A 25,138-nucleotide genomic window follows, 5' to 3' on the forward strand; every position below is an offset into this window, starting at 1 on the left:
TTCTTCGATATGCTCGCCTCTCGACACGCACCCCTCACGACCCAGGAGCCCCGCATGCCCCGACCCGTCCTCCTCGCGCTCCGCACCCTCCTGCTGGTGCTGCTGCTCGGCTGCGTGCTCGTGCAGCTCGCCGTCGGCCCGGTCGCCCGCGAGGCGCTCGACGGCGGGCCGGTCGACGCGGTGCTCGTCGCCGTCGTGGTCGCCGGGCTGCTCTGCGTCGAGGCCGTGCTGATCGCGGTCTGGCGGCTGCTCAGCCTGGTCCGCGACGACACGCTCTTCGCGGGCGACCACCGCTCCGACCTCTGGGTCGACCTCGCCATCGGCGCCTTCGTCGCCGGCGCGGTGCTGGCCGTCGTCGGCGCCGTCGCCTCGCTCGCCGCGGCACCCGCGCCCCTGCCGGCCCTCGCCTTCGGGCTCGTCGCCGTGGCGAGCGCGACGACCGCGCTGATCGTCGTCGTGATGCGACGCCTCCTGCACCTCGCGGTGGAGCAGCGCAGCGAGCTCGCCGAGGTCGTCTGATGGCGATCGTCCTGCACCTCGACGTCGAGCTCGCCAAGCGCAAGATGTCGGTCACCGATCTGGCCGCCGCGGTCGGCATCACCACCGCGAACATCTCGATCCTCAAGAACGGCCGCGCCAAGGCCGTCCGCTTCTCCACCCTCGACGCGATCTGCGCGGTCCTCGACTGCCAGCCCGGCGACATCCTCAGCCGGGTCCCCGATGAGGAGGGGAGCAGCACCGCGCTCGTCGGTGACGCCTCCCGCTGAGAGCGCTCCCTCGACGCCCCTCGAAGGGGGACACCGGGCGCGCTCGATCGTCTCCGCGCCGAAACAGGCGTGCAACATCCGGCTCCGAGACTGGGGAGGCTCCAAGCCCCCTCCCACTCGATCCGAAGGTTGTCGCTTGTCCACCACCCCCTCGTTCCGGAGGGTCGTCCGACTCTCCGCCGCCACCGCCCTGTGCACCGGACTCGCACTCGGCACCGCCCTCGCCGCCCCCGCGGCGCTCGGCGCGACCACTCCCCCCGTCGACGCGGCCGCCCCCGCGGTCGTCGACCTCAGCATCACCGACGCCCTGGCGCTCCTGCAGTCCGGCGCGACGACGTCCGTCGCCCTGACCCAGCGCTACCTCGACCGCATCGCGGCCTACGACGACCCCTACGGCGACCAGCCCGGACTCGCGGCGGTCATCCTGGCCAACCCGGACGCGCTCGCCACCGCGGCCGAGCTCGACGCCGAGCGCGCGGCCGGCACGATCCGCGGACCGCTGCACGGCATCCCGATCCTGGTGAAGGACAACTACGCCACGTTCGACATGCCCACCACCGCGGGCAGCGCCTCCCTGCACACGTACCAGACGAAGCTCGACTCGACGGCCGTGCAGCGCCTGCGCGACGCCGGCGCGATCATCCTCGCGAAGACCAACATGGCCGAATTCGCCTGGCACGGCACCTACACGCTCAGCTCCGAGCGCGGCCGCACGAACAACCCCTACAACCAGGCGAACAGCGCCAGCGGTTCGAGCGGAGGCACCGGCGCGGCCGTCGCCGCCGGCTACGCCCCCGCGGGCCTCGGCACCGACACCTGCGGCTCGATCGTCGGGCCGAGCGCGCACCAGAGCCTCGTCGGCTACCGGCCGACGATGGGCCTGACCAGCGTCACGGGCATCGTCCCGCTGTCGCCGCGCCAGGACGTCTCGGGACCGATGACGACGACCGTCACCGACGCGGCGCTGCTGATGGAGGTGCTCGCGGGCTACGACCCGACCGACCCGCTGACCGTCATCGCGGATCAGCAGGACAGCTCCGACTACGTCGAGGGGCTCAGCGACACCGCGCTCGAGGGCAAGCGCATCGGCTACGTGCGCTGGGACTACGAGGAGGACCCGGCCCGCCCGGGCCTCGCCGAGACCACCGGGCTCGTCGACCAGGCGGTCCTCGACCTCGCCGCCCAGGGCGCCGAGATCGTGCCGGTGCCGACCTTCACCCGCGAGTTCGTGGCGAACACGCTCGTCAGCGGCGGCTACCTCGACCTGCGCCCCGGCATCGACGCGTTCTTCGCGGACACCGAGGCGACCTGGCCCGAGGGCCTCGCGGGTCTCACGGAGCCGGCCGACGCGCTGACCTTCTCGGACGTCATGGCGGACGGGAAGACCTCGCTGCTGCCCGACGACGTCGCGTTCTTCAACAGCAACGCGGACATCCCGAACCCCGCGTACGACGCGGCGATCGCGGCTCAGGACGCGGGCAAGCTGGCGATGGACCAGTTCTTCATCGACAACGACCTCGACGCCCTGGCGATGCCGACCAGCGCGACGGCGGCGACCCCCGACTGGGCGGGCACGACGTTCTGCGACGTCGGCGCGAACACCGGCGTCCCGACGGTCTCGCTGCCGGCCGGCTTCACCTCGACCGGAACCGCCGCCGGCCTCGAGCTGGCCGCCCCGCGCAGCCAGGACGCGGCACTGCTCGCGATGTCGTACGACTACGAGCAGGCCACGCTGAACCGCGTCGCCCCGGCGTCGACCCCGGAGCTGGCCGCCGCGCCGACCCCGGAGCCGACGGCCTCGCCGACCGCGCCGCCGGTCGAGCCGACGGCGGAGCCCACCGCGGCGCCGACGGCGGAGCCGACCGTGGCGCCCACCGTCGCGCCGACCGCTGAGCCGACCGCGACCGCCGGTCCCGTCGCTCCGGCGCCGACCGCGACGCCGAAGCCCACGGCGAAGCCCGGTGCCGCGCTCGCGCACACCGGCGCCGAGGGCACGACCGGCCTGGCCGCGCTGGCCTTCGCCCTGATCGCCGGCGGCGCAGGTGCACTCGCGCTGACCGCGACGCGCAGGCGCACCGCCCAGAAGTAACCACCGCACGGGAGGCGGGGTCGGCGGAGTTCCGCCGGCCCCGCTTCCGCGTGCCCCGCCGCGAACTTCTGCGGCCCAGTCGGCTCGGGCGCCCGCCCCATGCTGATCGAGTAGCCCGCGCAGCGGGCGTATCGAGATCCGCCACCGCCAGAAGTCGAGTCTGCAGACCCGCCCTGATGACAACGCCGGGTCTCGATACGCCCCTCCGGGGCTACTCGACCAGCATGATCTGCGGGCGTCCCTTCGGCATGCAAGCCGGCTGCGGCCCAGCCGGCTCGCCCGGCGCCGCCCATGCTGATCGAGTAGCCCGCGCAGCGGGCGTATCGAGATCCACCACCGCCGGACGTCGAGTCAGCAGACCCGCCCTCTCAGGCGGCCACCGCGACCGGCTGGATCCGCGCCCGCGGCGCCCAGCCGACGGCGATCGCCGCGACGGCGAGCGAGAGCTGCCCCACCCACGGCAGCACCGCGGACACGACCGACGCATCGCCCCCGCTGGTCGCGAACGAGTCGGCGATGGACATCCCGATGCCGAAGCCCGTGAAGAAGCGGAAGAAGATCGCCGCGCCGACCAACGACAGCATCACGATCACGAGCCGCCGCGGAGTGAGGGCGTCGCCCGCGCGGTGCACGGCGAGCGCCGCCACGAACAGCGCGGGCACCGTCCAGAAGGCCGCCCAGATCGCGGTCGCGACGAGCGTGCCCGTGATCGAGAACCCGTCGCGCTCGGCCAGCAGCCGGTAGATCGTGGCGAGATCGGTGCCCGGCACTTTGGTGAGCGGATTCCAGACCAGCAGGTCGATCCCGCCGACCACGACCACAGCGACGACCAGCGCCGCCCCGCCCAGCGCGATCGGCGCCCGCCGCGCCCGCGACGCGGTCCGGTGCTCCCACGCGATCGGCCGCGTCCCGCCGATCACCGCGACACCGGTCGCCAGCCCCGCGCTCGACACCAGGAAGCCCAGGAGCGGCAGCCACCACGGCGCCCCCGGCACCAGCACGCCGCCCGCCACCATCGCCGGCCCCGCGATCGCCGCGAGCAGCGACACCCGCGCCGTCCTCGTCTCGGCGGCGCGCGCGGCCCCCGCCATGTGCGCGGCGCCGACCAGCCCGACGACGAGCGCCAGCCCGATCAGGACCCGACCCGTCGCCTGCATCACTGTGAGCACCCCCGCGGAGACCCCCTCCGGCACCACTCCTCCGCCGGTCAGGTACCCGCCGATCAGGATCACCGCAGCAGCCGTCAGCAGCCCGAGCCCGCGCCGAGCCAGCCGACGCGGCCGGAGGAACCGCGGCTCCCCCGAGTGCACCGGCAGCCCGCGGTCGAGGGTCGCGCTGAGCACGAGCGCGCCGAGCACGACGTCGCGGCGCCGCAGCCCCGCCTCATCCGCGCCCGCGACGTCGGCCCGCCACTCCTCGAGGTAGCGCTCGCGGGCGAGCGGCGGGAGCAGAAGGGCCAGGAGTCGCAGCAGCAGGTCGATCACGCGCGGGCCTCCGCTCCGGAGAGCCGGACCGGCCGGGCCGCGGCGGCCTCGAACCGCGCGACCGCGGTCGCCGCCGCCTGCGCGCCCTCGCTCGTCAGCTCGTAGAGTCGGCGCCGCGGACCGCTGCGCTCGGTGTCCGCCTCCCACGCCGACGACACCCAGCCGGCCCCCTCGAGCCGCTCCAGGATCGGGTACACACTGCCCGCCGGTCGCCCGGTGCCCTTGATGACGAGCATCCCCCAGGTCGGCCCGGAGGCGTCGAGGAGCGCGCGGAGCACGTCCGCGGTCGCGGCGGTCATGCGGCTGAGCGGAGTCATGCGCCGAGGCTACCTATGTAGAGATAGGACGGTCAACCGCGCTGCTGCGATACTCGCGGCATGACCGCCTACAACCCCGCCGTGTATCCCGAGCCCACTCCCGGCACCGGCCCGCAGTCCCTGAAGACCGGGAACGGCCTCGGCCTCGCCTCGCTGATCATCGGCATCGTCGCGCTCGTCGGCGCCGTCATCCCGATCGTCAACTACGTCTCCGGCTTCGTCGCCTTCGTCGGCCTGGTGCTCGGCGTGATCGCGCTGTTCCTCAAGGGCAGGAAGAAGGGGACGGCCATCGCCGGCGTGATCCTCAACGCCCTGGCGATCGTGCTCGCGATCATCCTGGCGATCGTCTACACCGCCGGCTTCGCGAGCGGCATCTCGAACGCCATCGCGACGGCGCAGGCCTCGGCGACGTCCGGCACTCCCCAGGCCCTGGTGTACGAGGTGACCGGCGCCGGCACGGACACGTCGATCGTCTACTCCACCCTCGACGGCGCGAACTCCGGCGTCGAGCAGGCCGCTGCCCAGCCCCTCCCCTTCACCAAGGAGCTGCAGGTCGACAGCACCGCCTTCCAGGCGTTCTCCGTGACCGCGACGAACGGCGCCGACGACGAGGGCGACATCACCTGCCGCATCACCCTCGACGGCGAGGTCCTCGCCGAGGAGACCGGCACCGGCGCCTTCGCCTCGGCCGTTTGCATCGCGACCCCGCAGTAGCCGTGTCGTTCGAGCCACTTGACCCGCCCTCCGCCGCGGCGGATCTGCGGGGCGACGAGGCGTTCGTCGGGATCGACGCGCACGTCCTCGACTTCTGGCGCTTCGCGATGAGCGATCTGCGGATGAACAACACCCGCGGCTACCTGGCGGAGTTCCTGGTCGCGAGAGCCCTGGGCCTCCAGGACGTCCACCGGGTGGAGTGGGAGGCGTACGACCTGCTCTTCGAGGACATCTCCGTCGAGGTGAAGTCGTCCGCGCTCCTGCAGGCCTGGCCGCAGGAGCGGCACAGCCGGTTGTCGTTCAGCGGGCTGCGCACCGGACCGCGGGGCTCCCGAACTCTGAATGCGGACGTGTACGTGTTCTGCACGCAGACGTCCCTCCGGCATTCGGAGTACGACCCGCTCGACCTCGCGCAGTGGACCTTCCACGTCGTCTCTCGGAAGGCGCTCGACGCTGCCGCCGGCGACTCGATCGGTCTCGCGGGAGTAGAGAGGGTGTCGCACGGCGCGACGCCCTGGGCCGGGCTCGCCGATGCCGTCCGCGAGGCTCACCGAGGATCCCCGGAGCGCTGACCCGGACCCCGTCTTCGGGGCGAGCCGACAGCATCGCCCCGCACCGAGGACCGGCTACGCCCTAGCCTCCGAGCATGGAAGAACTCTTCGCCGCCGTGCTCGGCGCCGTCGTCGGCGCCGGAGCGACCCTCTACGTCGAGTCCCGCCGGCAGTCCTCCGCCGAGAAGAAGGCGGAGTGGAACGCCCTCGACCTGCTGCTGCTCGACCTCGGGCGGCGACGGGTCTTCCTCGTCCCAGGACGGACACTCGTCCCGGGCACCGACACGTCGCCCGGCTCGGACTTCGACCGGATGAAGCGCTCCGTCCTGTCGATGCGGACGCAGATCGCCGAGGTCATGCGGTCGCTGCGCCCGAAGTCCCCTGCCCGCGGACCCGTGCGCGCGATGTACCGCGCGTGCAACAGCTTCCTCGAGTCGGCGGAGCGCTCGCCCGACCGGCACTGGATCGCGGCGGACGACCTGCGCCTCGCACTGGGTGAACAGGCGGAGATCATCGCCGCCTCGTCGAAGGGGAACGTCGAGCTGGTGCTGCCGGGATCCGAGGCGCTCTGAGCGGGCTCGGTGCCGGTCCTTCCGGGCGCTCCGAGCAGAAGTGCTCCCCCGCAGCCAGGACGGGCGGCGCTGTCTGCCAGCATGAAGACCTGCACTCGACGAGGGGGACATCTGTGGGGATCGTGAAGTGGCTTCTGAGCTTGCTGGAGACAGTGCCGACGCCCGAGAAGCCGGCGGGTACGACCGGCGCAAGGGTCCCCGCCTTCGCCGTCATCGACGTCGAGACGACAGGCCTCTCCCCTCGGCAGGACCGCATCCTCGAACTGGCGATCGTCCGCACCGATGCGGCGGGAGTCGTGGTCGACGAGTGGGTCTCCCGCTTCGATCCCGAAGGACCGGTCGGCGCCACTCACATCCACGGCATCCGGGCGTCGGACGTCGCCGGCGCACCGCTCTTCCGCGACCTCGCCCCGACCATCGCCGCCGCACTCGGCGGAGTCACGATCGTCGCGCACAACGCGAAGTTCGACACGGCCTTCCTCCACGAGGAGTTCCAGGCGGCGGGATGGGCGGTTCCCCGACTGTCGACCTTCTGCACCATGGACGGAAGTCACCACTACCTCCCGGACCTTCAGCGCCGACGTCTCGCCGACTGCTGCTGGGGTGCCGGCGTCGAGCTGGTCGACGCCCACTCCGCGCTCGGTGACGCACGCGCCACGGCCGCACTGCTCCGCAGCTACCTCACCGCCGATCGTCGACGCCCGCATCCGACTCTGGCCGCACTTCCGCGCACACCGCTCTGGCCGAGCGCGCCCTCTCGAGCCGCGGTCTCGCGGCGCCGCGACGCCGGAGCACGGCGGAGCGCTCCCGTCCGCATCACGCCGAAGCGCCCGGAGCAGCAGCCCCTCGTGCAGCAGCTGACGAATGTCGGCCTTCTCGAGCTCATCGACGAGGGCGCGCCGGTCGGAACGATCGCCTACCTCGAGCTGCTGCTCGACTGCCTCACAGACGGCGACCTCTCGGTGTCGGAGGCGTCCGCCCTCGATGAGCTGACCCGGACGTTCGGCCTCTCCGCCGCGGACGTCGCCTCCGCCCACGCGGCGTTCCTGCAGGCGCTCGCGCACCGAGCACTCGACGACGGCCGGGTGTCGCAGTCGGAACGGCAGCAGCTTCTGGCCCTCGCCGCCCTGCTGTCCGTCCCGGCGAACTCGGTCAAGACCCTCATCGAGCGCGCGGACGCCGCCCGGATCACCCGGCTGAGCGCCGGGCTCGGGCCCCTCCCCCGCATCTGGGCGCACGGCGCTCCCCTCCATGTCGGCGACCGCGTCGCCTTCACCGGTTGCGACGAGCGTCAGCGCGAGAAGCTGGAACGACGCGCCGAGCAGCTCGGGGTCCGGGTGCTGGGGAACGTCTCCCGCCTGACCGCCGTCCTCGTGGCAGACGGCTCCTTCTCGGGCGGCAAGTACGAGCGTGCCCTCGAGTACGGCACTCGAATCGTCCACCCGGACACCTTCGAGATCCTCCTCAAGCACCTCCAGCCGGCACGCTCGTCCGCCGAGCCGGAGACGCGCGCGACGCCTGCCGCGCCGCGCTCCCGACCTTCCGAAGTGGTCGTCGCTCTGCCGTCCGAGGCACGCTCGACGGCGTCCCCCTCCGAGATCCGCAGCTGGGCGCTGGCGAACGGCCACGACGTCGGCGTTCGCGGGCGGCTTCCGAAGGACGTAATCGCGGCGTTTGAGGTGGCGCGCCCGAGGGCATAGGCCCCACAGGATTCACCATCGACGCGACGGCGGGATTCGAACCCGCGTCAGCGGTGTTGCAGACCGCTCCCTGGCCTCTCGGGCACGCCGCGATGGCGGCGGGAGCCGGTGTTCACGCACCGGATCCCGCGTGCATCCAGGGTGCTGCCCGGACGCTCGCGAGCGAAGTCCACTACCCCCGATGACGGGGTGTTTCGCCGTGTGACCCGGTGAGCTGCACGCTCGCACGTGGACGAGGGCCTAGTCTCCGAGCGTGAGCGAACGGCCCGAAGCGGCGACCAGGACCGGGACATCAGGACGCCCCCGGCGCCGCGCCCTCGTGATCGGCGGCGTACTCGCCGTCCTGATCGCGATCCCCGCCGGGCTCGCGGCGCTCGCGCTCAGCGACTGGGGCGACCCGACGGCCGGCACGGTGCCGCCGGAGGGGGACGGCCGGGTGCTGGTCGCCCGGCTGCTGCCCGCGCTCGACGACGACGCGGCGATCGCCGAACTCGTCCCCGCCGACACCGCGGAGCAGCGGGCGACGATCACGCGGTTCTGCTCAGACCTGGTCGGGACCGATCCGGTCGTGACGATCTACGACGCGATCGTGCCGACGCCGTTCAGCGTCTCCCTGCACACGGTGCCGGAGCCGGGAGTCGTCCCGCACCAGTGCGCGCTCGGGTTCAGCTGGGTGAAGGACGAGGGCTGGCACGTCGGCGCGGAGGCGAGCCGCCTGGACTGACCCCGCGCCGACGCGGAGTGCTACTTGCGGAACATCCGGGCGGTCGTCTCGAAGAGGCCGGCGACCGGGCGCTGCTGCTCGCCCTGCTGGGCGCCGAGGATGATGATGACGGCGGTCAGCACGGGGATCGCCCACTGGGTGACCTTCTGGACGCGGAGCGCGGTGGTCAAATCGTCGGAGTTGCTCGAGGACGCCTCGGTGACGCCCTTCGCGCCCTCGTCGGCGTGCTTGGCCTGGGTCGCGCCGGCGATCGCGGCGGTGACGGAGGCGGCGCCCGCGAGACCGGTGACGATCGTCTTCACGACCGTGTTGGTGCGGCTCTCCTGCTGGTTCGCCAGGCGGGTCTTGTTGGCGAGGATCAGGCCGATGCCGCCGACGCCGTGGGCGGCGATCGCCGCGAGCTGCACGGGGGTCCAGCGGGCCCAGCCGTTCGCGGCGAGGCGCAGGCGCTCGGACGGGTCGGAGGAGGTGGACGCGGCGCCGTTCAGGCCGACGGCGCCCATCAGGGAACCGCCGAACCAGGCGGCGGCGCCGAGGTCGTGGAGGCTGCGGACGAGCGTGTTGCGTGAGGGCATGGAGGCCTCTTCCTGTGCGGGTCGTCTGAGGGTGGCTGGCTCCTGACGGTACGCGCGTGCCCGCGAAACGAACGGGGCTTGACCTCTCGCCCGCGGAGCGCTCGAGTGGAGCGGTACCGACCCGAGGAGCGAGCACGATGAGCGACGACACGACCGACGACGAGAAGCGCGGCATCCGCGACGACTTCCACGACGCCGTGAACATGACGGCGAAGGAGATCGAGGCGTGGCTCGAGAAGGACGAGTCGAAGGAGGTCGGTCAGAAGCCGGCCAGCGGCGGCGAGTCCGTCGGCCACCACAGCGGGCGCCGGATCATCGACATCCTCGGCACCAAGCAGGCCGACCTCAGCGAGGACGACTACGCGCACATGAAGAAGGTCACCGGCTACGTCGCCCGCCACTCGAAGCAGCGCCCCTCCGGCGACGTCACCGAGACGAAGTGGCGCTACTCGCTGATGAACTGGGGCAACGACCCGCTGAAGGGGTGAGCCGGGCCTCGCTGCCGAGGCGTCCCCGAACGGTCGAGACGTCCCTGTACAGCGGGACGCCTCGACGGGAGCGGGACGCCTCGACGACCGACGCGCCTGCGGCGGGGGATCTCGATACGCGCGCTGCGCGCGCTACTCGATCAGCATGATGGGGGCGCCCGCCGAGCATGCTGGTCGAGCAGCCGCCGCAGGCGACACCATGCTGGTCGAGCAGCCGCCGGAGGCGACACCATGCTGGTCGAGCAGCCGCCGGAGGCGGCGTATCGAGACCCACCCCCGTCAGCACCGCCGCCGCAGGCGTCCGCCCAGCGGCCCCGCCGTCAGTCGACCGCGCAGCTCGCGTCGATCGGGCCGATCACGCCGTCGGTCACCGGGACGATGCCGCAGTTCGGGAAGCCCGCGCGTGGCCGGTGCGCGGGGTCGATGGCGCGCAGGAGGCTGCCGAGCACCGTGCCGTGAGTGACGACCAGCACGTCGCCGTGCTCGGCGGCCGGCAGGATCAGCGCGAGCGCCGCCTCCACCCGCTCCCGCACCGAGGCGGCCGTGTCCGCGCGGCCGGAGGGGTCGTGCCGGTGGATCGCGTCGATGACGCTGTCCAGGCCCGCGTCGGTCATCCGCGGCCAGTCCGCCGAGGCCGGCACGTACGAGTAGCCGTGGTCCGCGAACACCGGCTCCCAGAGCGACGCGTTCGGCTGCCCCTCGAAGCCGCCGAAGTGCCATTCCCGCAGCGTCGACGTCGGCACCGGCTCGATCGACGGATGCCCCACGAGCGCCGCCGCGGCCGTGGTCCGCGTCCGGGTGAGGTCGCTCAGGAACGCCGCGACCAGCGGCACCCCGCGCATCCGCTCGCCGAGGGCCGCGATCTGCCGCTCGCCCCGCGCGGTCAGCGGCGAGTCGCACCAGCCCTGCAGCTGGCCGTTGACGTTGAACAGCGTCTGGGCGTGCCGGACGAAGTGGACGGTGCCGCGTGTCATGGTGCTCTCTCCGTAGTGATGGGTGGGACGGGAACGCGCCCTACTCTGGCGCCGCCCGCGCGATGTGCAGCGCCAGGAACGCCACCTCCTCGTTCGGCAGCTCCGCACCGTACTCCGCCCGCACGAACGCGCGGACCCGCTCCGCCGTCGCCACCGCCCGCGGATACCGCGTGCTGAGACTCGTGAAGAGGAAGTCGTCCGAGCTGACCAGCAGCCCGCCCGAGAAGAACCGCTCGGCGAAGTACTGCAGGTGGGCCACGAAGCGCGCCGAGCGCAGGTCCTCGCGGTCCAGCGCCGCCCCGCTCGTGTGCTGGATGATCGCGGTCACCGAGCGGATCAGCTGCACGATCCGCAGCGAGTCGATGCCGACCTTGCCCAGCTCCGCGTTGGCGAGGTGGAAGGCCACGTTCGCCGCCTCGTCGTCCGGCACGTCCACTCCGAGCCGCGAGCGCATCGCCGCGACCGCCCGCTCCCCTACCGCGTACTGCACCGGGTAGACCGAGCGCATCTCCCAGGCCAGCCGGTTGGCGACCGCGAGCCCGCGCCGCTGCCGCTCCACCGCGAAGTGCAGGTGGTCGGTCAGCGCGAGGTACACGTGCGGATCGAGCTTCAGACCCTGCTCCTCCGCATCGGCGACGACCGCTCGGGTCAGCTCGACGAACTCCGGCGGGATCTGCGCCAGCAGCTCGACGAGGTTCCGCTGGTCGGCGTCGTCGAGCGCGACGAACACCTGGTCCACCGCGGACGCCTCGATCACCTCGCCCGCCTTGGCGCCGAAGCCGATCCCCTTGCCGAGCAGCACCCGCTCGGCGCCGCGCTCGTCGACGACGAGCACGACGCTCGAGTTGAGCACCTTCTTGATGGTCTGCATGCGTGTCTCCGTCGACGGCGTCTGCGCGGCCCGGCGGGCGGGTGGTGCGGCGAGGGTCATCCCAGGTCGGCGCCGTTGGACGCGATGACCCGCTGGTACCAGTAGAAGGAGTCCTTCCGGTACCGATTCGTGCTGCCGTGGCCGAGGTCGTCCATGTCGACGTAGACGAACCCGTAGCGCTTCGAGATCTGCGAGCTGGAGGCGCTGATCAGGTCGATCGGCGCCCAGCTCACGTAGCCGAGGAGCTCCACACCCTCGTCCACCGCCTGGATCATCTGCTCGAAGTGCGCGCGGAAGTAGTCGATCCGGTAGGGGTCATGGATGCGGGGATCCTCCCCTTCATTCTGCGGGGCGACCAGCTCGTCCCGCATCCCGAGCCCGTTCTCGACGATGAACAGCGGCTTGCCGTAGCGGTCGTAGAGGTCGATCAGCGAGATCCGCAGGCCGACCGGGTCGATCTGCCAGCCCCACTCGCTCGACTCGAGGAACGGGTTCTTCACGCCGAGCACGGTGTTACCGGGGGTGCGCTCGGCATCCGGGCGCACCGACTCCGTCATCGACATGTAGTAGCTGAACGAGATGAAGTCGACGGGGTGCTCGCGCAGCAGCTCGGCGTCCCCCTCCGCGAACGGGATCTCGACGCCGCGCGCCGCGAGCGCGCGCAGGGCGAGGCGCGGGTAGGCGCCGCCGGCCTGGACGTCGGTGCAGAGGTAGAGCATCCGCTCCTTGGCCTGGGTGGCCGCGACGTCGTCGGGGTGGCAGGTGTTCGGGTAGGTCGTCAGCATCGTGAGCATGCAGCCCATCCGCGCCTCGGGCCAGAGCTCGTGCAGGATGCGGGTGACCGACGCCGACGCGACGAACTGGTGGTGCAGCGCCGTGTAGCAGGCCTGCTCGACACTCCCCTCGACGGTCTCCTCGATGATGCCGCCCGAGGTGAACGGGTGGCGGATGATCCCGTCGATCTCGTTGAACGACAGCCACATGTCGACGAGGTGGCCGAAGCGCTCGAAGCAGGTGCGGGCGAAGCGCTCGAACAGCTCGATCGTCCGGCGCTCGACCCAGGCGTTGTGCTTGAGCGCCAGGGCGAGCGGCGGGTCGTAGTGCGAGAGGGTGACCAGCGGCTCGATGCCCAGGCGCCGCATCTCGGTGAAGAGCGCGAGGTAGTAGGCGACGCCCTCCTCGAGCGGCTCCGCCTCCTCCCCCGTCGGGTAGAGCCGGGTCCAGGCGATCGAGACGCGGAGGGTCGTGAAGCCCATCTCCGCGAAGAGCGCCAGGTCACCGGGGTAGCGGTGGTAGAAGTCGATGCCGCGGCGCTTGGGGTAGTACTCGGTGTCGTCGTCCGCCATCGCCGCGGTGATGCTCGCCACCGTGTTCTGATGGTGGATCGCGTACTCCTTGGGGTCGGCCTTCGGCTTGTAGGAGGCGACGTCACTGACGGCCGGCCCGCGCCCGCCCTCGCGCCATGCGCCCTCGACCTGGTTGGCGGCGAGTGCGCCGCCCCAACGGAATCCCTCAGGCAGCGCCATCGGCGAGCTCCTTCTCTTTCTGGGTGACGGTGATGATCGCATCCCCCGCCGACACGCGGTCAGCGGCCTCGATGAGCACGGTGTACTCGGCCGAGTTGGTGATCAGCACCGGGGTGGTGGTGTCGTAGCCGGCGGCGGTGATGGCCACGAGGTCGGCGGTGAGCAGCAGCTGCCCGGCCTCGACGCGCTCGTCGACGGCGACGTGCACGTCGAAGGGGGCGCCGTCGAGCTGGACGGTGTCGAGTCCGACGTGGATGAGGGCCTCGACCCCGTCGTCGCGGCGCAGGCCGATGGCGTGCTTGGAGCTGAGGACGGCGATGACCGTGCCGGCGAACGGCGAGCGGACGACGCCGTCGGTGGGGCGGATGGCGATGCCCTCGCCGAGGACGCCGGCGGAGAAGACGGGGTCGTTCACCTCGCTGAGCGGGATCACGTCGCCGCTGAGCGGGGCGGTCAGGGCAGTCGCGTCGTCGGCGTCCTTCGCGACCACGTCGCCGAGGGCCTGGACACTGGCGGAGGCGTCGTCGCGCCAGATGATGAAGGAGACGACGAACGAGACGGCGACCGAGATCAGCAGGCCGATGACCGCGTTGAGCAGGTTCCACGGGTTCAGCCCGTCGATGAACATCGAGATGCTCGCGACGCCCGGGCTGACCAGCGCGAACGCGGCGACCTGGGTGGCGCCGATGTAGGCGCCGCCGACGACGCTGCCCGAGATCACGGAGATCAGCGCGCGCTTGTTCTGCAGGGTGACGCCGTAGAGGGCGGGCTCGGTGATGCCGAAGAGGGCGGAGAGTCCGCCGGAGAAGGCGGTCGCGCGCAGCGCCGCACTCTTGGTGCGCAGGGCGATCGCGAGGCTGGAGCCGGCCTCGGCGGCGTTGTGGGCGAGGGAGGAGGCGAGGTAGAAGGTGTCCTTGCCCGCGCTGGCCATCGTCGCGATGGTCGGCGGGATGAAGGCCTTGTGCATGCCGACCGAGATGATCAGCGGCAGCACGCCGGCGAGGAGGGCGACGGCCACCCAGCCGAGCGCACCGTAGAGGCCGATCAGGGCGCCGGTGAGCATCGAGCCGAGCCAGTAGCCGAGCGGTCCGAGCAGGAAGATCGTGGCCGGCGCGACGATGATGAGGCACATCAGCGGCACGTAGAAGGTGCGGATCGGACCCCAGGAGTGCTTCGTGAAGAAGCGCTCGACGACCGAGAGCAGGAGGACCGCGAGGATCGCCGGGAACACCTGCGCGTTGTAGGCGATCACCGGGACCGGGATGCCGAAGAGGGCGACGCCGCCCTCCTGGTTGAGCAGCGTGGTGAAGGCCGGGAAGACGAGCACCCCGACGAGTCCGAGCGCGAGCGGCCGGTTGACGTCGAGCTTCTTGGCGCTCGTGTACGCGACGAGGAGCGGCAGGAAGCCGAACACCGCGTCCGGGATGGCGGACAGCAGCTTGAAGTTGTCACTCGCGGGGTCGAGCCAGCCCACCGCGGAGGCGAGGACGAGGAACGACTTGAAGATGCCGGCGCCGGCGATGGCCGGGATGATCGGCGTGAAGACGCTGACGACGAAGTCCATGACCGTCGCGCCGAGGCGCTTGAGCGACCGCGGCTGCTTCGCCTTCGGGGCCGTGGCCTCGGTGCCGCCGCGCAGCTTCTCGACCGCCGCGTACATCTCGGCGACGCCGTTGCCGACGATGACCTGCGTCTGCGGGCCCATGACGACGCCGATCACGCCGGGCACCGCCTTGAGGGCGTCGACATCGGCCTTCTGGTCGTCCGCGAGCGCGAAGCGCAGGCGAGTCGAGCAGTGCTGCAGCTTCGAGACGTTGCCGGCGCCGCCGACGTGCTCGAGGATCGCCTTCGCGCTGTCCTGGGTACTCATCGGTACTCCTTCGGGTGTGTGGGGGACGCGCGCTTCCCTGCGCTGTGCTGCGTCGCGTTCTTGCTGCTTCCGTCGCTGTCCCCGCACCGTCATCGGCGCGTCAGGAGGCGTCCGGGCACAAAAAAAGGACCCGACGACGCTTCGTACGCGTTTCGTCGGATCCTGCCTGCACGACCAGTCACATGTCCGAGAGCGAACGTAACACGGGGGTGGCGGGGGCGTCAAAGACGGGGCGGAGGCGCGGCTTGCTCAGCGGCCCGGCCTCGAAACCAAGGCTGAGCGCCTGGAGGGCTGCACACTCAGGCGAAGAGCGCCCCTCAGCCTTGGTTGTGAGGGTGCCCCATGATGGAGTCGTGGATGTCCTCGACGTTGTTGCTGCCGTCATCGAGAGCGACGGCCGCATCCTGGCCTGCCGCCGCCGACCGGAGAAGGACGCCGGCGGCAAATGGGAGTTCCCGGGCGGCAAGGTCGAGGCCGGCGAGACCCACGAACAGGCGCTCGCGCGCGAAATCCGCGAGGAGCTCGGCGTCGACATCGAAGTGGGCGAGCTTTTGACGGTCGACGACACCGCAGGCTCTACGCGCGTGATCAGGCTGTCGTGCTTTTGGGCGACGCTCTCCTCGGAGACTCCCACGTCTAGCACCGACCATGACTCGATGCTGTGGGTCACGCGTGCTGACCTCACTCCGCTGGAATGGGCACCCGCCGATCTACCCGCCGTCGCCCTCCTGACGGCTTAGGGATCGACGAGGTCGAAGCCGTCGTCCGTGCGGATCGCGGTGATGATCCCGAGCCTCCCAATCAGTTCGAGGAGATCTGACTCGGGACGACCCGGCAGCAGGATGACGGGAACAGCTGCCCAGCCGAGGCCATTGGCGACGTGGGCGTAATCAAGAACCTGGCCGATTGCAGTGCGCACATAGGCGCGAGCAGTCGACTTCTTGGCCTCGACGATCCAGCCGCTGGACTTCACGTAGAGATCAGGCTCAATCCGGGTGGAGCCGACGGGAAGGGTGAGCCGACTCGGCGGAGTTCCATTCTCCGCCAGCCACTCACCGAAGGCCGCCTGCAGTTCGAATTCCACGCGGGAAACCACCCGCTCCTCGAGCGGGCTCAGGTCCGCACCCGCGATCACAACATCGGACGATTCCGGTGCAGACCACTCGGAGATTTCCGCTGACGCCACCGGACGTCCGCCATAGGCGGGGAGTGTCGAGACGTCGGCGCTAATCGGAACGAGGGTGAAGATGATGCCCTGCCGAAGCGTCCCCTCGGTGTCGGGGATGGTTTCGAAGCGGTAGGTCGGAGTCCCCGTCGTGAAGGCTCCAATGTAGGTCACGCTCGTTCCCTGCACCGTGAAAAGCCGGATCACGCGGTTCTGCACCGCGGCGTTGCGAAGAGCAAGGTTCCCGCGAAGAAAGACCTGATCACCGATCTGGCCCTCGCCCGTGTACGAGTAGGAACCGTCCTCGCGCAGGCCCTCGAAGCGGTCGTAACCGTAGCGGGCACCCTTCCCCGGATCGGTGAAAATGAGGATCTCACCGAGTGATTTCGGCGTGGAGATGCCGCCCTGCTGCTGACCGCCGTACGCAGCATGAACCGATCTCCGACGCACCTGATCGCCGGGAACGAGAGTGAAGCGCGTTCCTGTTGCACGCCGGGAGATTCGGGCACGGACCAGGTCGGCCTGCTCGTCGGTGAGAGCCCATCGGGTGATGTTGGGATCAAGATTTCCGAAGTCTTCTCGGAGAACTGAGCGAATGCGCTTTTGAGAAACTCCCAGCTCGAGGGAAAGATCAGCGGGAGTGAGATCGGGCATAGCCCGAGAGTAGAAACACCGAGGAGAAGAGCTAGCGAGAGACGCTCGTGTCTGCGATTGAGCCTTGCTCTGCTCTTCATTTCGCCATCGAAAGTCATCGTTAATAGACGCGGCCCGGTCGGGTATGCCCGGCCGTAGTCACCGGCAGGGCGCAGAGCAGCACTCACCTTCTGCAGTCAGCGCCCAGCGGTGATCACGATCCCTGAGGCGATCAGAAAAGTCACGACGGTGACCGCCGTGCCGGTCACCGGGATCCACCAGATGCGGCGGGACCTGTCGGGGCGAAGGAGTGCGACGAGCGTCGCGAGCGCGGACAGGCCCACTGCTCCGGGGACGATCCACATCGTCTCGCCAAGGACCGAGACGCCGTCCAGGCGGTTGTTCACGCGGTTCGCATCGAAGGTCAGGTTCTCGATCAGGACGAGGACGAAGAGGATCGCGCCGAGCACGAGCAAGAACACGAGCAGAAGGATCGCGGTGACGCGGTCCTCGCCGGCCGACAGCCGGCGGGCGGGGCGCCTACGGGTAGCCGGCCGGTCGAACGGGTCCGCGTCGTCCCAGTCCGCGTCCGAGTCGAAGGCCATAGTGCCGCTCAGGCTAGCCGAGCACGGCGCGCAGGCTCCGCGGGCGGCACAACCCCGGCGCGCATCAACACCCGACCAGCACCGCCTCCGCCGCCGCCCGGTCCTCCGCCCCGATCGCCAGCCCGTACGCCCCCAGCACCCCCACGAATTGCTCCACGTAGCCGCAGCGCAGCTCGGGGGCCGGCGGCAGCCACTCCCCCGGGCCGGCGTCGCTCTTGGACTGGTTCGTGTCGTCCGAGGCGGCGACGAGGTTCGCCGGGTCGTTCGCGAACAGCAGGCGCTGCTCGTCCGTTCATGCCCACGCGCCGTGGTGCCAGGCCCAGCCGAGGGCGACGACGTGGTCGATCTGCACCAGCCGCGACGTGTCGCTCCCGGAGACGAACGACACCGCGGTGCCGTCGTACGGGTCGACCAGGGTTCCGGAGAGGACTTTGCAGTCGCGGGTGCTGCAGGCTTGCAGTCCGATTGAACAGGGCTCTCGCTAACGAGTGCTGGCGGAGCGGGATCTCGATACGCCCGCTGCGCGGGCTACTCGATCAGCATAATTCTCCCGATAGGCGGGCTGGTCGACCGATGGGGAGTCCGCTTCGCGGGCTTCGATCCGCCGCCCATCCATGGACGAGCCTGCCCGATTCGCGGCGTCTTGGGTCTCTCGCGATGTCGGAGGTCCCTGGTACTCAATGACTCAAGAAGTTCCATCTGTTCTAGCGAAGGAGACATCATGCGAGTGAACGCGTACTACTCCATCAATCCGAACGACCCGGACGTGCACCACGTGCACTCCGACTGCCCATCCGGCCAGCAGATCCCTCCCGCGAACAAGCGTCAGGGGACCAACGGCTATCGACAGTGCCTGACCTGCGCCTCGATGTAGGTCAGGCATCAGCTAGCTGAAGAGAAGCTCGTCCTCGCGACCCGTCGGCTTCAACGACGTATCGCGAGGACGAGCACTCACCGACTACACCCCCGAGTCGCCGTCAGCCGGGACGACGGGCGCCGAGGCCCGCACCGCCCCGTCCCACAGCCGGATCGCCGCGCGCGGCACCGGCCCGACGACGTCCACCCGCCACACCAGATCCACCGGCGACCCCGTCGACGCCTCGAACGGCACCACGTGGATGGGCGCCGACGGGTCGAACCGCAGCCGCTCCTGCAGCCGCGACGGCGCGACGAGGAAGCTCGTCACGCGCTCGTGGTAGCGCTCGCCGACCTGCAGCTCGGTCAGCACCGTGGCGCTCACCGGGGTCATCGGGTCGGCGCGGGTCAGCGAGTCGAGCAGGAAGTCGTCCCACGGGACGTCGAGCTCGACGCCCTCGAAGTCCTCGGGGCGGCGCAGCGCGTTCAGCGGGTTCGTGCCCATCGGGCGGACCCGCGGGCGGGCGATCGCCTCCTCGTCGCGCTGCACGGAGGCGACGATGTCGGCCAGGCGCGGGGCGGCGATCCGGGTGAGCAGCGACTCGTCGTCGAGGGCGCGCAGCAGCATCCGCCGGGTGTGGTTCGACGAGTGCGGGAGGTCCTCGTCCAGCGCCGACAGGCCGAAGCCCTGGCCGGCTCCGTAGTCCGCGGCCATCTCCTGCACGAGCGCCTCGAAGGCCTCGTGCCGCCAGCCGCGGCGGACGAGCTTGGACGTCATCGCGGCGCGCATGCGGGCCACCGCCGCGGTCTCCTCGCCACTGACGGTCGCGAGGCGCACAGCGAACGGCATGGCGCCGCGCTCCACGTCGAAGGTCTCGTGCTGCAGCCAGACGGGCGGCACGTGCCACGGACGGTGCACGGCCTTGGACAGCAGCACCAGCCACTCGACGGCCTGGCGGTGCACCGAGCGCAGGCGTGCGGCCTCCTCGCGGGCGCGGCGGGCACTGCGGCCGTAGTGCGCGAGTCGGGTGCGCTCGAGCTGGATCCGCCGCTCGAAGCGCGACCAGCCGGCGTGGTACCGGACGAGCGAGATCAGCGTGATCAGCACCCCGGCACCGGCCAGGCCGACCAGCACCCACAAGAGCACAGAGGTGATCAGCCCGGGATCGAAGGTGCCCGCGGGCTGCCGCGAGGCGTAGTCGTTGACGAACCAGATGCCGACGCCGACCACGATCGCGAGCGCCAGCACGGTGACCCAGCCGACGAGCAGCGTGCGGTGGAACTCGCGGCGCAGGCCCAGCAGCTCGCCGGGGCGCTGCGGACGGATCGCGTCGATCTCGCCCTTGAGGTACGCGACCTCGTCCTCGGCACGGCGGCGCTCGGCGCCGATCCGGTCGAGGAAGCGCCAGACGAACGAGGAGCTCTGCCGGCCGGCCCACAGGTCGTACTCGCCGAGCGCCTGCAGGCGGCCGGAGCGGCGCGCCTCGGCGTCGTAGGCGGACACGGGCGGCTTCACGGGCTCGGGAGCCTCCTCCGCGGGGACCTCGATCTGCACGACGGCGCGCGGCTCGGCGGCCTCGCCCTCGACGAGCGTCTCCTGCGCGGGCGGCGCGAACGCGGCGGGGTCGGACGGCTGGTCCGACGGCTCCGGAGCGACCGGCGCCTCAGCCGAAGAGACCTCGGGCACCTGCGCAGCAGCAGCCGCCGCCTCCGACGCCGACACCCAGTTCTGTAGCCTCTCCCGCGGATCCGCGAGCGCCAGCGCATACCAGTCCACCCGCTCCGGGAACCCCGGCGGCACGTCGTACCCCGACGACACCCACGGATCGTCCGGCAGCGCGAGCACGTCGCCCACCCGGCCGAAGACCGGCACGGCCCCCTCGACGGGCGCGAAGCCCGCGTCGCGGAGGTCGGCGCTGCCGTCGAGCGCGCCGAAGACCAGCTCGCGCAGGCCCGCCCAGAGCTGCGGCGTGGTGCGGACGTGCGCCATCGCGGCGGGCGCGTCGGCCTCGGCGCGGGCGCGGCCCTCGTCCTCGCGGAGGTGCTCGAGGTCGGCGACCAGGAGCCGGTCGCGGACGTCCAGCACCTCGTCGTAGTCGGCCCCGACCACGGCCGAGCCCTGCGAGGTGTGCAGGGCGCGAGTCACCGAGCGGTTCGCGCTCGAGGTGATCCAGAGCACGGCCCAGCGCGGGATCTGCACGAGCTTCCCGGCCGAGAAGGCGAAGAAGCGGCCGATCTGCGCCCAGAAGCCGATCCGCTCGGGCTCCGGCACGTCGAGCGAGCCGGCGGAGTCGTAGGTGAGCGCGCCGCCGTCCAGGCGCAGCGCGCCGGCGACCATGCTGTCGACGTAGCCGGCGATCTGGCCGTCGTCGATGTAGGCGGTGCCGGGCGGCGGCGGGCTGACGCTGGGGTCGATCAGCAGCGAGTCCGGGCGGGCGGCGTTCTCGAGCACCCCGGCGGCGACGCGGCGGCCGAGCGACTCGGTCAGCACCGCGTTGAGGAACACCCGCGAGATCCAGACGGAGTCGCCGCCGTCGGACTCGCGGCTCATCAGCTCGACGCTGCCGTCGGTGACGCCGTTCCACAGCCCCGCGACGCTCGCCAGGTGGGTGAGCGTGAAGCCGGTGAAGCGCTCGTCGTCGCGGACGAAGGCGTCGCCGGACCACGGGCTCGAGCGGTCCTCGGGCGAGGCGATGACGACGAAGCCGTGCTCGTGCGCCTCCACCCGCTCGCGCAGCTGGAACGCGGTCGGCGCGCAGATCAGCGTGACCCGGCGGAGCTCCGTGGTCTGGTCGGCGAGGGTCGCGGACGGGTTCGGCAGCGGCATCGAGGTGCGGACCCAGCGGCTGACGAGATCGGCGACCGCGTCCTGCGCCTCGTCGGTCTCGCGCTCGGGCAGGGCCGAGCGGAGGGTGACCAGGCGGACGAGGGCGAGCGGCTCCTCCGCGAGCGCCTCGAACAGATCGACGGCGATCGCGACCGACTCGAGGTCGGCGCCCACGCCGAGCACCACGGCCTCGATCTGCGGCGGCGCGTAGGGCGAGGTCTTGACGTGCTCGGGCAGCACCCAGAGGGCCTGGCCGAGCAGGCCGGTCTTCGTCCACTGCGCCGCCAGCTCGAGCAGGGTCTCGCCCTGCGCGCCGCTGGGCAGCAGGACGATCGCCGCCTTGCCGTCGGGCCAGAAGCCGGCGTGCCCGTAGCCGTCCGGGCGGATCTCCGGGGGCACGCTCAGACTCCGGAGTCTCGCGGACCGGTCGAGACGACCGACGACACCAGCCCCAGCAGCGCCTCGCGGAACTGCTCGCGCATCTCCCAGGTGACCGGGTAGTCGTAGACCGAGACCATGTCGTCCTGCTGCACGATGTCGCTGTCGAAGCGGGCGAGCTCGGCGGTGAGGTAGGCCTGCACGGCGGAGCGGCGCGACGCGAGGTCGCCGTCCGCACTGCCGGCGCGGGACGACTCCGGCACCGGAGCACCGGTCGGCAGCGCGCCGGTCTGCAGCCACTCGGCCAGCTCGGTCTCCTCGCCGCGGCTGCCGCCGAGCGAGGTGAGCACGCGGTAGGCGGCGAGCGGCGCCAGCGTCCCGTCGACGTTGCAGAGCGCCATCGCGATGGCGAGCGACTGCAGCACGACGCCGGGGAAGTCGGCGGGCCGGGCGTTGCGCTCGCTCAGCAGCGGGTGCGGGAAGTCCGCCAGCGCGCGGGTCGACGGGTCCCAGACGGAGAGCTTGGGGCCCTTCTCGCCCTGCGAGGCATCGACGGCGAGGCGGCCGAGAGCCTTGGCGACGTACCAGCCGCGGATCATCGACTCGATCGCGCGCGGGTCCGCGGGGATGCTCTCGCCGAGCAGGCGGGCGCGCTTGAACTTCCAGAACGCCTCGCGGCTGTCCTGGGTGTTCGACTGCGCGAGCCAGCCGCGGGCGATCGGCTCCATCACGGAGTCCATCACGATGGGCTCGTAGGGGAAGCCGGACATCGCGAAGACCTCGATGCCGTCGACCTTCTGGTCCTGGAACCACGACTCGCTGGTCGCGTCGTCCCAGACGCCCATCTGGCCGAGCACGCCCTTGGTCACCTCGTACATCTCGGTGCCGGCGCGGAACGGGATCGAGCTGAAGACCAGCGAGGTGTCCTCGTTGATCGCCTTGCCGTGCACCGCGCGCAGCAGCGCCGGATTGAGCTTGACCAGCGGCTCGCTCGCGCCGAGGGCGGCCTGGAGCTGCTCGCGGTAGCGGTCGCGGCGGGCGGCGAAGACGTCGGGCGGCAGCACCTCGGAGTCGAAGAAGCCGAGCAGGTCCTCGCCGATGTAGGCGGCGAACGGGGTGCCGTCGCGCTTCATCCAGGCGCGGGCGCGGCCGACGTAGACCTCGGGGTCGGTCGCGAGCTCGAAGGAGGCGCGCTGGGCCGGGTTGGCGACGGCCGGGTCCGCGGTCACGGTCGGCTTCCAGGTGCGCGGGTTGCCGACGAGCGACCAGGCGCCCGCGTCCGACTCGCTGTCCGGGCTGACGCCGACGAGCTGGTCGGCGAGCACGCGGAGGACGGCGTCCTGGTACTTGGCGTCGCCGTCGACGGAGGCGCGCACCAGCTTCTGGAACTCGGCCGGGTACTTCTCCGGCTCGACGAGCATCCGCTCGTTGGGCGCGGGCGAGTACTTGCGCGGGACGGTCTCGTCGACGCGGCGGGGCCAGAACTCGTAGGCGTTCTCGCGGTCGTCGCTGGTCTTCCTCGAGTGCACGCGCTGCAGCAGCGCGGTGCGGGAGCCGTCGAGGTAGTCGGCGAGCGGGCCGAGGAAGGTCTCGCGCAGCTCGGCGAGCAGCGCCCAGGCGGAGTCGCGCAGCGCCGCCTCGGAGGACCACTCGAGCGCCTGGCCGAGCCGCTGGATCGCGAACTGCACCGCCTCCTGGTCCGGGCGGATCGACTGCTGGTTGGCCGAGGTGCGCAGCTCGTCCGAGACGAGCGAGCTGAGGGTGCCCACCCACTCCTCGTGCTGGCGGGCCTCGACGCGCAGCGCGTCGACGGTGCCCTTGAGGCCGCGCTCGAGGCGGCGGAGCATCGCGGTGACGACGGGCAGCCCGTCCTGGGCGACGTAGCGCGAGACGGTCTCGAGGATGTGACCGGGCATCGTGCGCGTCCACTCGTCGAGGCGGCGCTGGCGCGCCTCGCGGTCGCGCTGCAGCAGCCGCGGGCTGTGCCGGGTGAACTCGTTGACGAGCCGGTCGGTCCAGGTGGTGATGTCGGTGCCGCCCTGGCGGTCGAGCGACTCGGGGCGGGCCAGCTCGTCGTCGGCGCCGCGCTGCAGCTCGGCCTTGATCAGGTCGAGGGTGCTCTGATCGCGCAGCGCGTCGGTGACGTCGTTGTGCTCGGCGGTCTCCTCGTTCAGGCGCAGCTCGCGGAGGAAGCGCTGGTACTCGCTGTCCGCCGACTTCTCGATGTACTCGCGCTCGGTCATCCGCTCGAACTGCGGGTCCTCCTCGGCGTGCGCGAAGAGCATCCGGTCGATCGCGGAGCGGGCGAAGCGCTCGGCGGAGTACTCCAGGAAGCGCTCGCGGCCGAGGGTGACCCGGCCGAAGCCGATCGAGGAGAACGGCGGCGAGTGGTGCGCCGGGCTCATCAGGCCGGAGTTGTCGGGCAGCACGTTGGCGGCCGAGCGGGCCTGCCAGTTGCCGGACGAGTAGGCGATCATGTCGTCCTGCACGCGCTCGTCGATCATCCACGCGGTGAGGCTGGTGGCGACGGCGTCGTAGACGGCGTTCTGGTCCTCGAAGGTGACCTTGCTGTTGCTGCGGCCGACGATGAACGGGTACGCGGCGCCGACGCGGTCCATCGCGGCGCCGTAGGAGGGCGCGACGCCCTTGGTGCGCAGCAGCTCGAGGGTCGCGGGCGAGGGGGTGTCGGTCCAGAAGCCGTTCATCGTCTCGGAGATCGCGGCGAGCGCGTTGCCGGGCATGCCGGCGGTGACCGAGAGCTGATCGAAGACGTCGGGCGCGTAGAGCATGCTGAAGAACTGGTTCGACCACGGGTACTGCTTCGCGGTCGACTTGATGATCTCGATGATGTCGAGGAACTGGCCGGCTCCCGAGCCGCCGGCGACCGACGAGATCACGATGACGATCGGGCTGCCGTCTCCGCCGTCGACGCGGGCACGCAGGCGCTGGCCGAGGGTCTGCAGCTCGGCGAGCGACTCGGCGTCGTTCATCCTGCCGATCGCCAGACGCGCGGCCTGGGCGATCTCCTTGGTGGCGGCGAGCGCGACGGCGCGGCCGACGGCGCGGTACTGGCCGGCGCCCTTGGTCACGTCGACCTTGACCAGGCGCGGGTCGGGCAGCTGGCGCTCGATGTCGTGGCGCATCGCGTTGTTGGTCGCGTGGGCGCTCGTGATCGAGCCGTGCACGATGTCGAAGGTCGCCGCGGTGCTGACCAGGCCGCGGTAGTCCTGCCGGGGCAGGAACGGCGCCTGGTACTCCATGCCGTCCTGGACGGTGGGGGTGTCGAAGTGCAGGAAGCGCCAGGCGGCGGGGATGCCGCCCTCCCAGCCGAGCTGCTGGAGCTTGAGCTCGAGCTGGTACTTGATGCCGCGGAGGGTCTTGCCGCCGGAGCCGCCGACTCCGATCAGGAGGAAGGGTCTGAGCATGAGGTCCTGCTTTCGTCTGGTCGCGCGG

At 71.3% G+C, this 25,138-nt stretch carries 22 protein-coding genes and 1 tRNA gene; 11 read left to right on the plus strand and 12 right to left on the minus strand.

Going from position 1 to position 25,138, the window contains the following annotated elements; all coding sequences use genetic code 11:
- The first annotated feature begins 54 nt into the window (after nucleotides 1–54).
- The 3 genes from MT350_RS12405 to MT350_RS12415 all read left to right on the plus strand — a co-directional run bounded on the left by MT350_RS12405 (nucleotide 55) and on the right by MT350_RS12415 (nucleotide 2,856).
- Complete coding sequence (locus MT350_RS12405) at nucleotides 55–519, plus strand: DUF2975 domain-containing protein (RefSeq protein ID WP_243616014.1); 465 nt, start codon at nucleotides 55–57, stop codon at nucleotides 517–519.
- Nucleotides 519–767, plus strand: a complete 249-nt coding sequence (locus MT350_RS12410; RefSeq protein ID WP_173251434.1) for a helix-turn-helix transcriptional regulator — start codon at nucleotides 519–521, stop codon at nucleotides 765–767. The genes MT350_RS12405 and MT350_RS12410 overlap by 1 nt, the downstream gene beginning before the upstream one ends.
- Before the next feature lie 136 nt (nucleotides 768–903).
- A complete protein-coding gene (locus tag MT350_RS12415; RefSeq protein ID WP_279396415.1) occupies nucleotides 904–2,856 on the plus strand; it encodes an amidase in 1,953 nt (650 codons plus the stop codon).
- A 368-nt stretch (nucleotides 2,857–3,224) separates the two neighbouring features.
- On the opposite strand, the gene MT350_RS12420 is transcribed toward MT350_RS12415, so the two are convergent.
- Both MT350_RS12420 and MT350_RS12425 read right to left on the minus strand, forming a co-directional pair.
- Nucleotides 3,225–4,340 (minus strand): hypothetical protein, encoded by a 1,116-nt coding sequence (locus MT350_RS12420; RefSeq protein WP_243616015.1) that lies wholly within the window; start codon nucleotides 4,338–4,340, stop codon nucleotides 3,225–3,227.
- On the minus strand, nucleotides 4,337–4,657 hold the full coding sequence (locus tag MT350_RS12425; protein ID WP_123446692.1) for a PadR family transcriptional regulator: 321 nt from the start codon (nucleotides 4,655–4,657) through the stop codon (nucleotides 4,337–4,339). Before MT350_RS12425 ends, MT350_RS12420 begins: the two co-directional genes overlap by 4 nt.
- A 60-nt stretch (nucleotides 4,658–4,717) precedes the next feature.
- Here MT350_RS12425 and MT350_RS12430 point away from each other — a divergent pair, with 60 nt between their 5' ends.
- From MT350_RS12430 to MT350_RS12445, 4 genes are all read left to right on the plus strand, one after another.
- A complete protein-coding gene (locus tag MT350_RS12430; protein WP_243616016.1) occupies nucleotides 4,718–5,371 on the plus strand; it encodes an MmpS family transport accessory protein in 654 nt (217 codons plus the stop codon).
- 2 nt (nucleotides 5,372–5,373) lie between these two features.
- Nucleotides 5,374–5,943 (plus strand): hypothetical protein, encoded by a 570-nt coding sequence (locus MT350_RS12435; RefSeq protein WP_243616017.1) that lies wholly within the window; start codon nucleotides 5,374–5,376, stop codon nucleotides 5,941–5,943.
- Nucleotides 5,944–6,017: 74 nt separating this feature from the next.
- On the plus strand, nucleotides 6,018–6,494 hold the full coding sequence (locus MT350_RS12440) for a hypothetical protein (protein WP_243581236.1): 477 nt from the start codon (nucleotides 6,018–6,020) through the stop codon (nucleotides 6,492–6,494).
- A 140-nt stretch (nucleotides 6,495–6,634) separates the two neighbouring features.
- Entirely contained in the window at nucleotides 6,635–8,194 is a 1,560-nt protein-coding gene (locus MT350_RS12445; RefSeq protein ID WP_243616018.1) for a histone-like nucleoid-structuring protein Lsr2, read from the plus strand.
- A gap of 21 nt (nucleotides 8,195–8,215) precedes the next feature.
- On the opposite strand, the gene MT350_RS12450 is transcribed toward MT350_RS12445, so the two are convergent.
- Nucleotides 8,216–8,286 (minus strand) — tRNA-Cys (locus MT350_RS12450).
- Nucleotides 8,287–8,447: 161 nt separating this feature from the next.
- On the opposite strand from MT350_RS12450, the gene MT350_RS12455 reads away from it, so the two are divergent.
- Entirely contained in the window at nucleotides 8,448–8,918 is a 471-nt protein-coding gene (locus MT350_RS12455) for a hypothetical protein (RefSeq protein WP_243616019.1), read from the plus strand.
- Between the two features lie 20 nt (nucleotides 8,919–8,938).
- On the opposite strand, the gene MT350_RS12460 is transcribed toward MT350_RS12455, so the two are convergent.
- Complete coding sequence (locus MT350_RS12460; protein WP_243616020.1) at nucleotides 8,939–9,493, minus strand: hypothetical protein; 555 nt, start codon at nucleotides 9,491–9,493, stop codon at nucleotides 8,939–8,941.
- Between the two features lie 137 nt (nucleotides 9,494–9,630).
- Between MT350_RS12460 and MT350_RS12465 the strand changes: the two genes are divergently transcribed.
- The gene (locus MT350_RS12465; RefSeq protein ID WP_243616021.1) at nucleotides 9,631–9,981 is read left to right on the plus strand and encodes a DUF3140 domain-containing protein; all 351 of its coding nucleotides are present in this window, start codon (nucleotides 9,631–9,633) and stop codon (nucleotides 9,979–9,981) included.
- A 320-nt stretch (nucleotides 9,982–10,301) separates the two neighbouring features.
- On the opposite strand, the gene MT350_RS12470 is transcribed toward MT350_RS12465, so the two are convergent.
- From MT350_RS12470 to MT350_RS12485, 4 genes are read right to left on the minus strand one after another with little or no spacing between them, the layout of a single operon-like run.
- Nucleotides 10,302–10,955, minus strand: coding sequence for a histidine phosphatase family protein (locus MT350_RS12470; protein WP_243616022.1), 654 nt, complete (start codon nucleotides 10,953–10,955; stop codon nucleotides 10,302–10,304).
- A gap of 40 nt (nucleotides 10,956–10,995) precedes the next feature.
- A complete protein-coding gene (locus MT350_RS12475; RefSeq protein WP_132437919.1) occupies nucleotides 10,996–11,826 on the minus strand; it encodes a PRD domain-containing protein in 831 nt (276 codons plus the stop codon).
- 56 nt (nucleotides 11,827–11,882) lie between these two features.
- Nucleotides 11,883–13,352, minus strand: a complete 1,470-nt coding sequence (locus MT350_RS12480) for a glycoside hydrolase family 1 protein (protein ID WP_243616023.1) — start codon at nucleotides 13,350–13,352, stop codon at nucleotides 11,883–11,885.
- A complete protein-coding gene (locus MT350_RS12485; protein WP_243616024.1) occupies nucleotides 13,339–15,222 on the minus strand; it encodes a beta-glucoside-specific PTS transporter subunit IIABC in 1,884 nt (627 codons plus the stop codon). The genes MT350_RS12480 and MT350_RS12485 overlap by 14 nt, the downstream gene beginning before the upstream one ends.
- Nucleotides 15,223–15,575: 353 nt before the next feature.
- Here MT350_RS12485 and MT350_RS12490 point away from each other — a divergent pair, with 353 nt between their 5' ends.
- Complete coding sequence (locus MT350_RS12490) at nucleotides 15,576–15,962, plus strand: (deoxy)nucleoside triphosphate pyrophosphohydrolase (protein ID WP_243616025.1); 387 nt, start codon at nucleotides 15,576–15,578, stop codon at nucleotides 15,960–15,962.
- On the opposite strand, the gene MT350_RS12495 is transcribed toward MT350_RS12490, so the two are convergent.
- Nucleotides 15,959–17,041 (minus strand): YDG/SRA domain-containing protein, encoded by a 1,083-nt coding sequence (locus tag MT350_RS12495; protein ID WP_243616026.1) that lies wholly within the window; start codon nucleotides 17,039–17,041, stop codon nucleotides 15,959–15,961. The two genes, MT350_RS12490 and MT350_RS12495, sit on opposite strands and share 4 nt — an antisense overlap.
- A 176-nt stretch (nucleotides 17,042–17,217) precedes the next feature.
- Nucleotides 17,218–17,625 carry a hypothetical protein gene (locus tag MT350_RS12500; protein WP_243616027.1) on the minus strand — a complete coding sequence of 136 codons (408 nt, stop codon included), beginning with the start codon at nucleotides 17,623–17,625 and terminating at the stop codon, nucleotides 17,218–17,220.
- A gap of 721 nt (nucleotides 17,626–18,346) precedes the next feature.
- On the opposite strand from MT350_RS12500, the gene MT350_RS12505 reads away from it, so the two are divergent.
- Nucleotides 18,347–18,499 carry a hypothetical protein gene (locus MT350_RS12505; protein ID WP_185020195.1) on the plus strand — a complete coding sequence of 51 codons (153 nt, stop codon included), beginning with the start codon at nucleotides 18,347–18,349 and terminating at the stop codon, nucleotides 18,497–18,499.
- A gap of 84 nt (nucleotides 18,500–18,583) precedes the next feature.
- On the opposite strand, the gene MT350_RS12510 is transcribed toward MT350_RS12505, so the two are convergent.
- Entirely contained in the window at nucleotides 18,584–21,706 is a 3,123-nt protein-coding gene (locus tag MT350_RS12510; protein ID WP_243616028.1) for a hypothetical protein, read from the minus strand.
- Nucleotides 21,707–21,708: 2 nt separating this feature from the next.
- Nucleotides 21,709–25,110, minus strand: coding sequence for a tubulin-like doman-containing protein (locus tag MT350_RS12515; RefSeq protein ID WP_243616029.1), 3,402 nt, complete (start codon nucleotides 25,108–25,110; stop codon nucleotides 21,709–21,711).
- Nucleotides 25,111–25,138 lie beyond the last annotated feature (28 nt).

This window comes from Rathayibacter sp. VKM Ac-2928 (assembly GCF_022815545.1).
Lineage (GTDB): Bacteria > Actinomycetota > Actinomycetes > Actinomycetales > Microbacteriaceae > Rathayibacter > Rathayibacter festucae.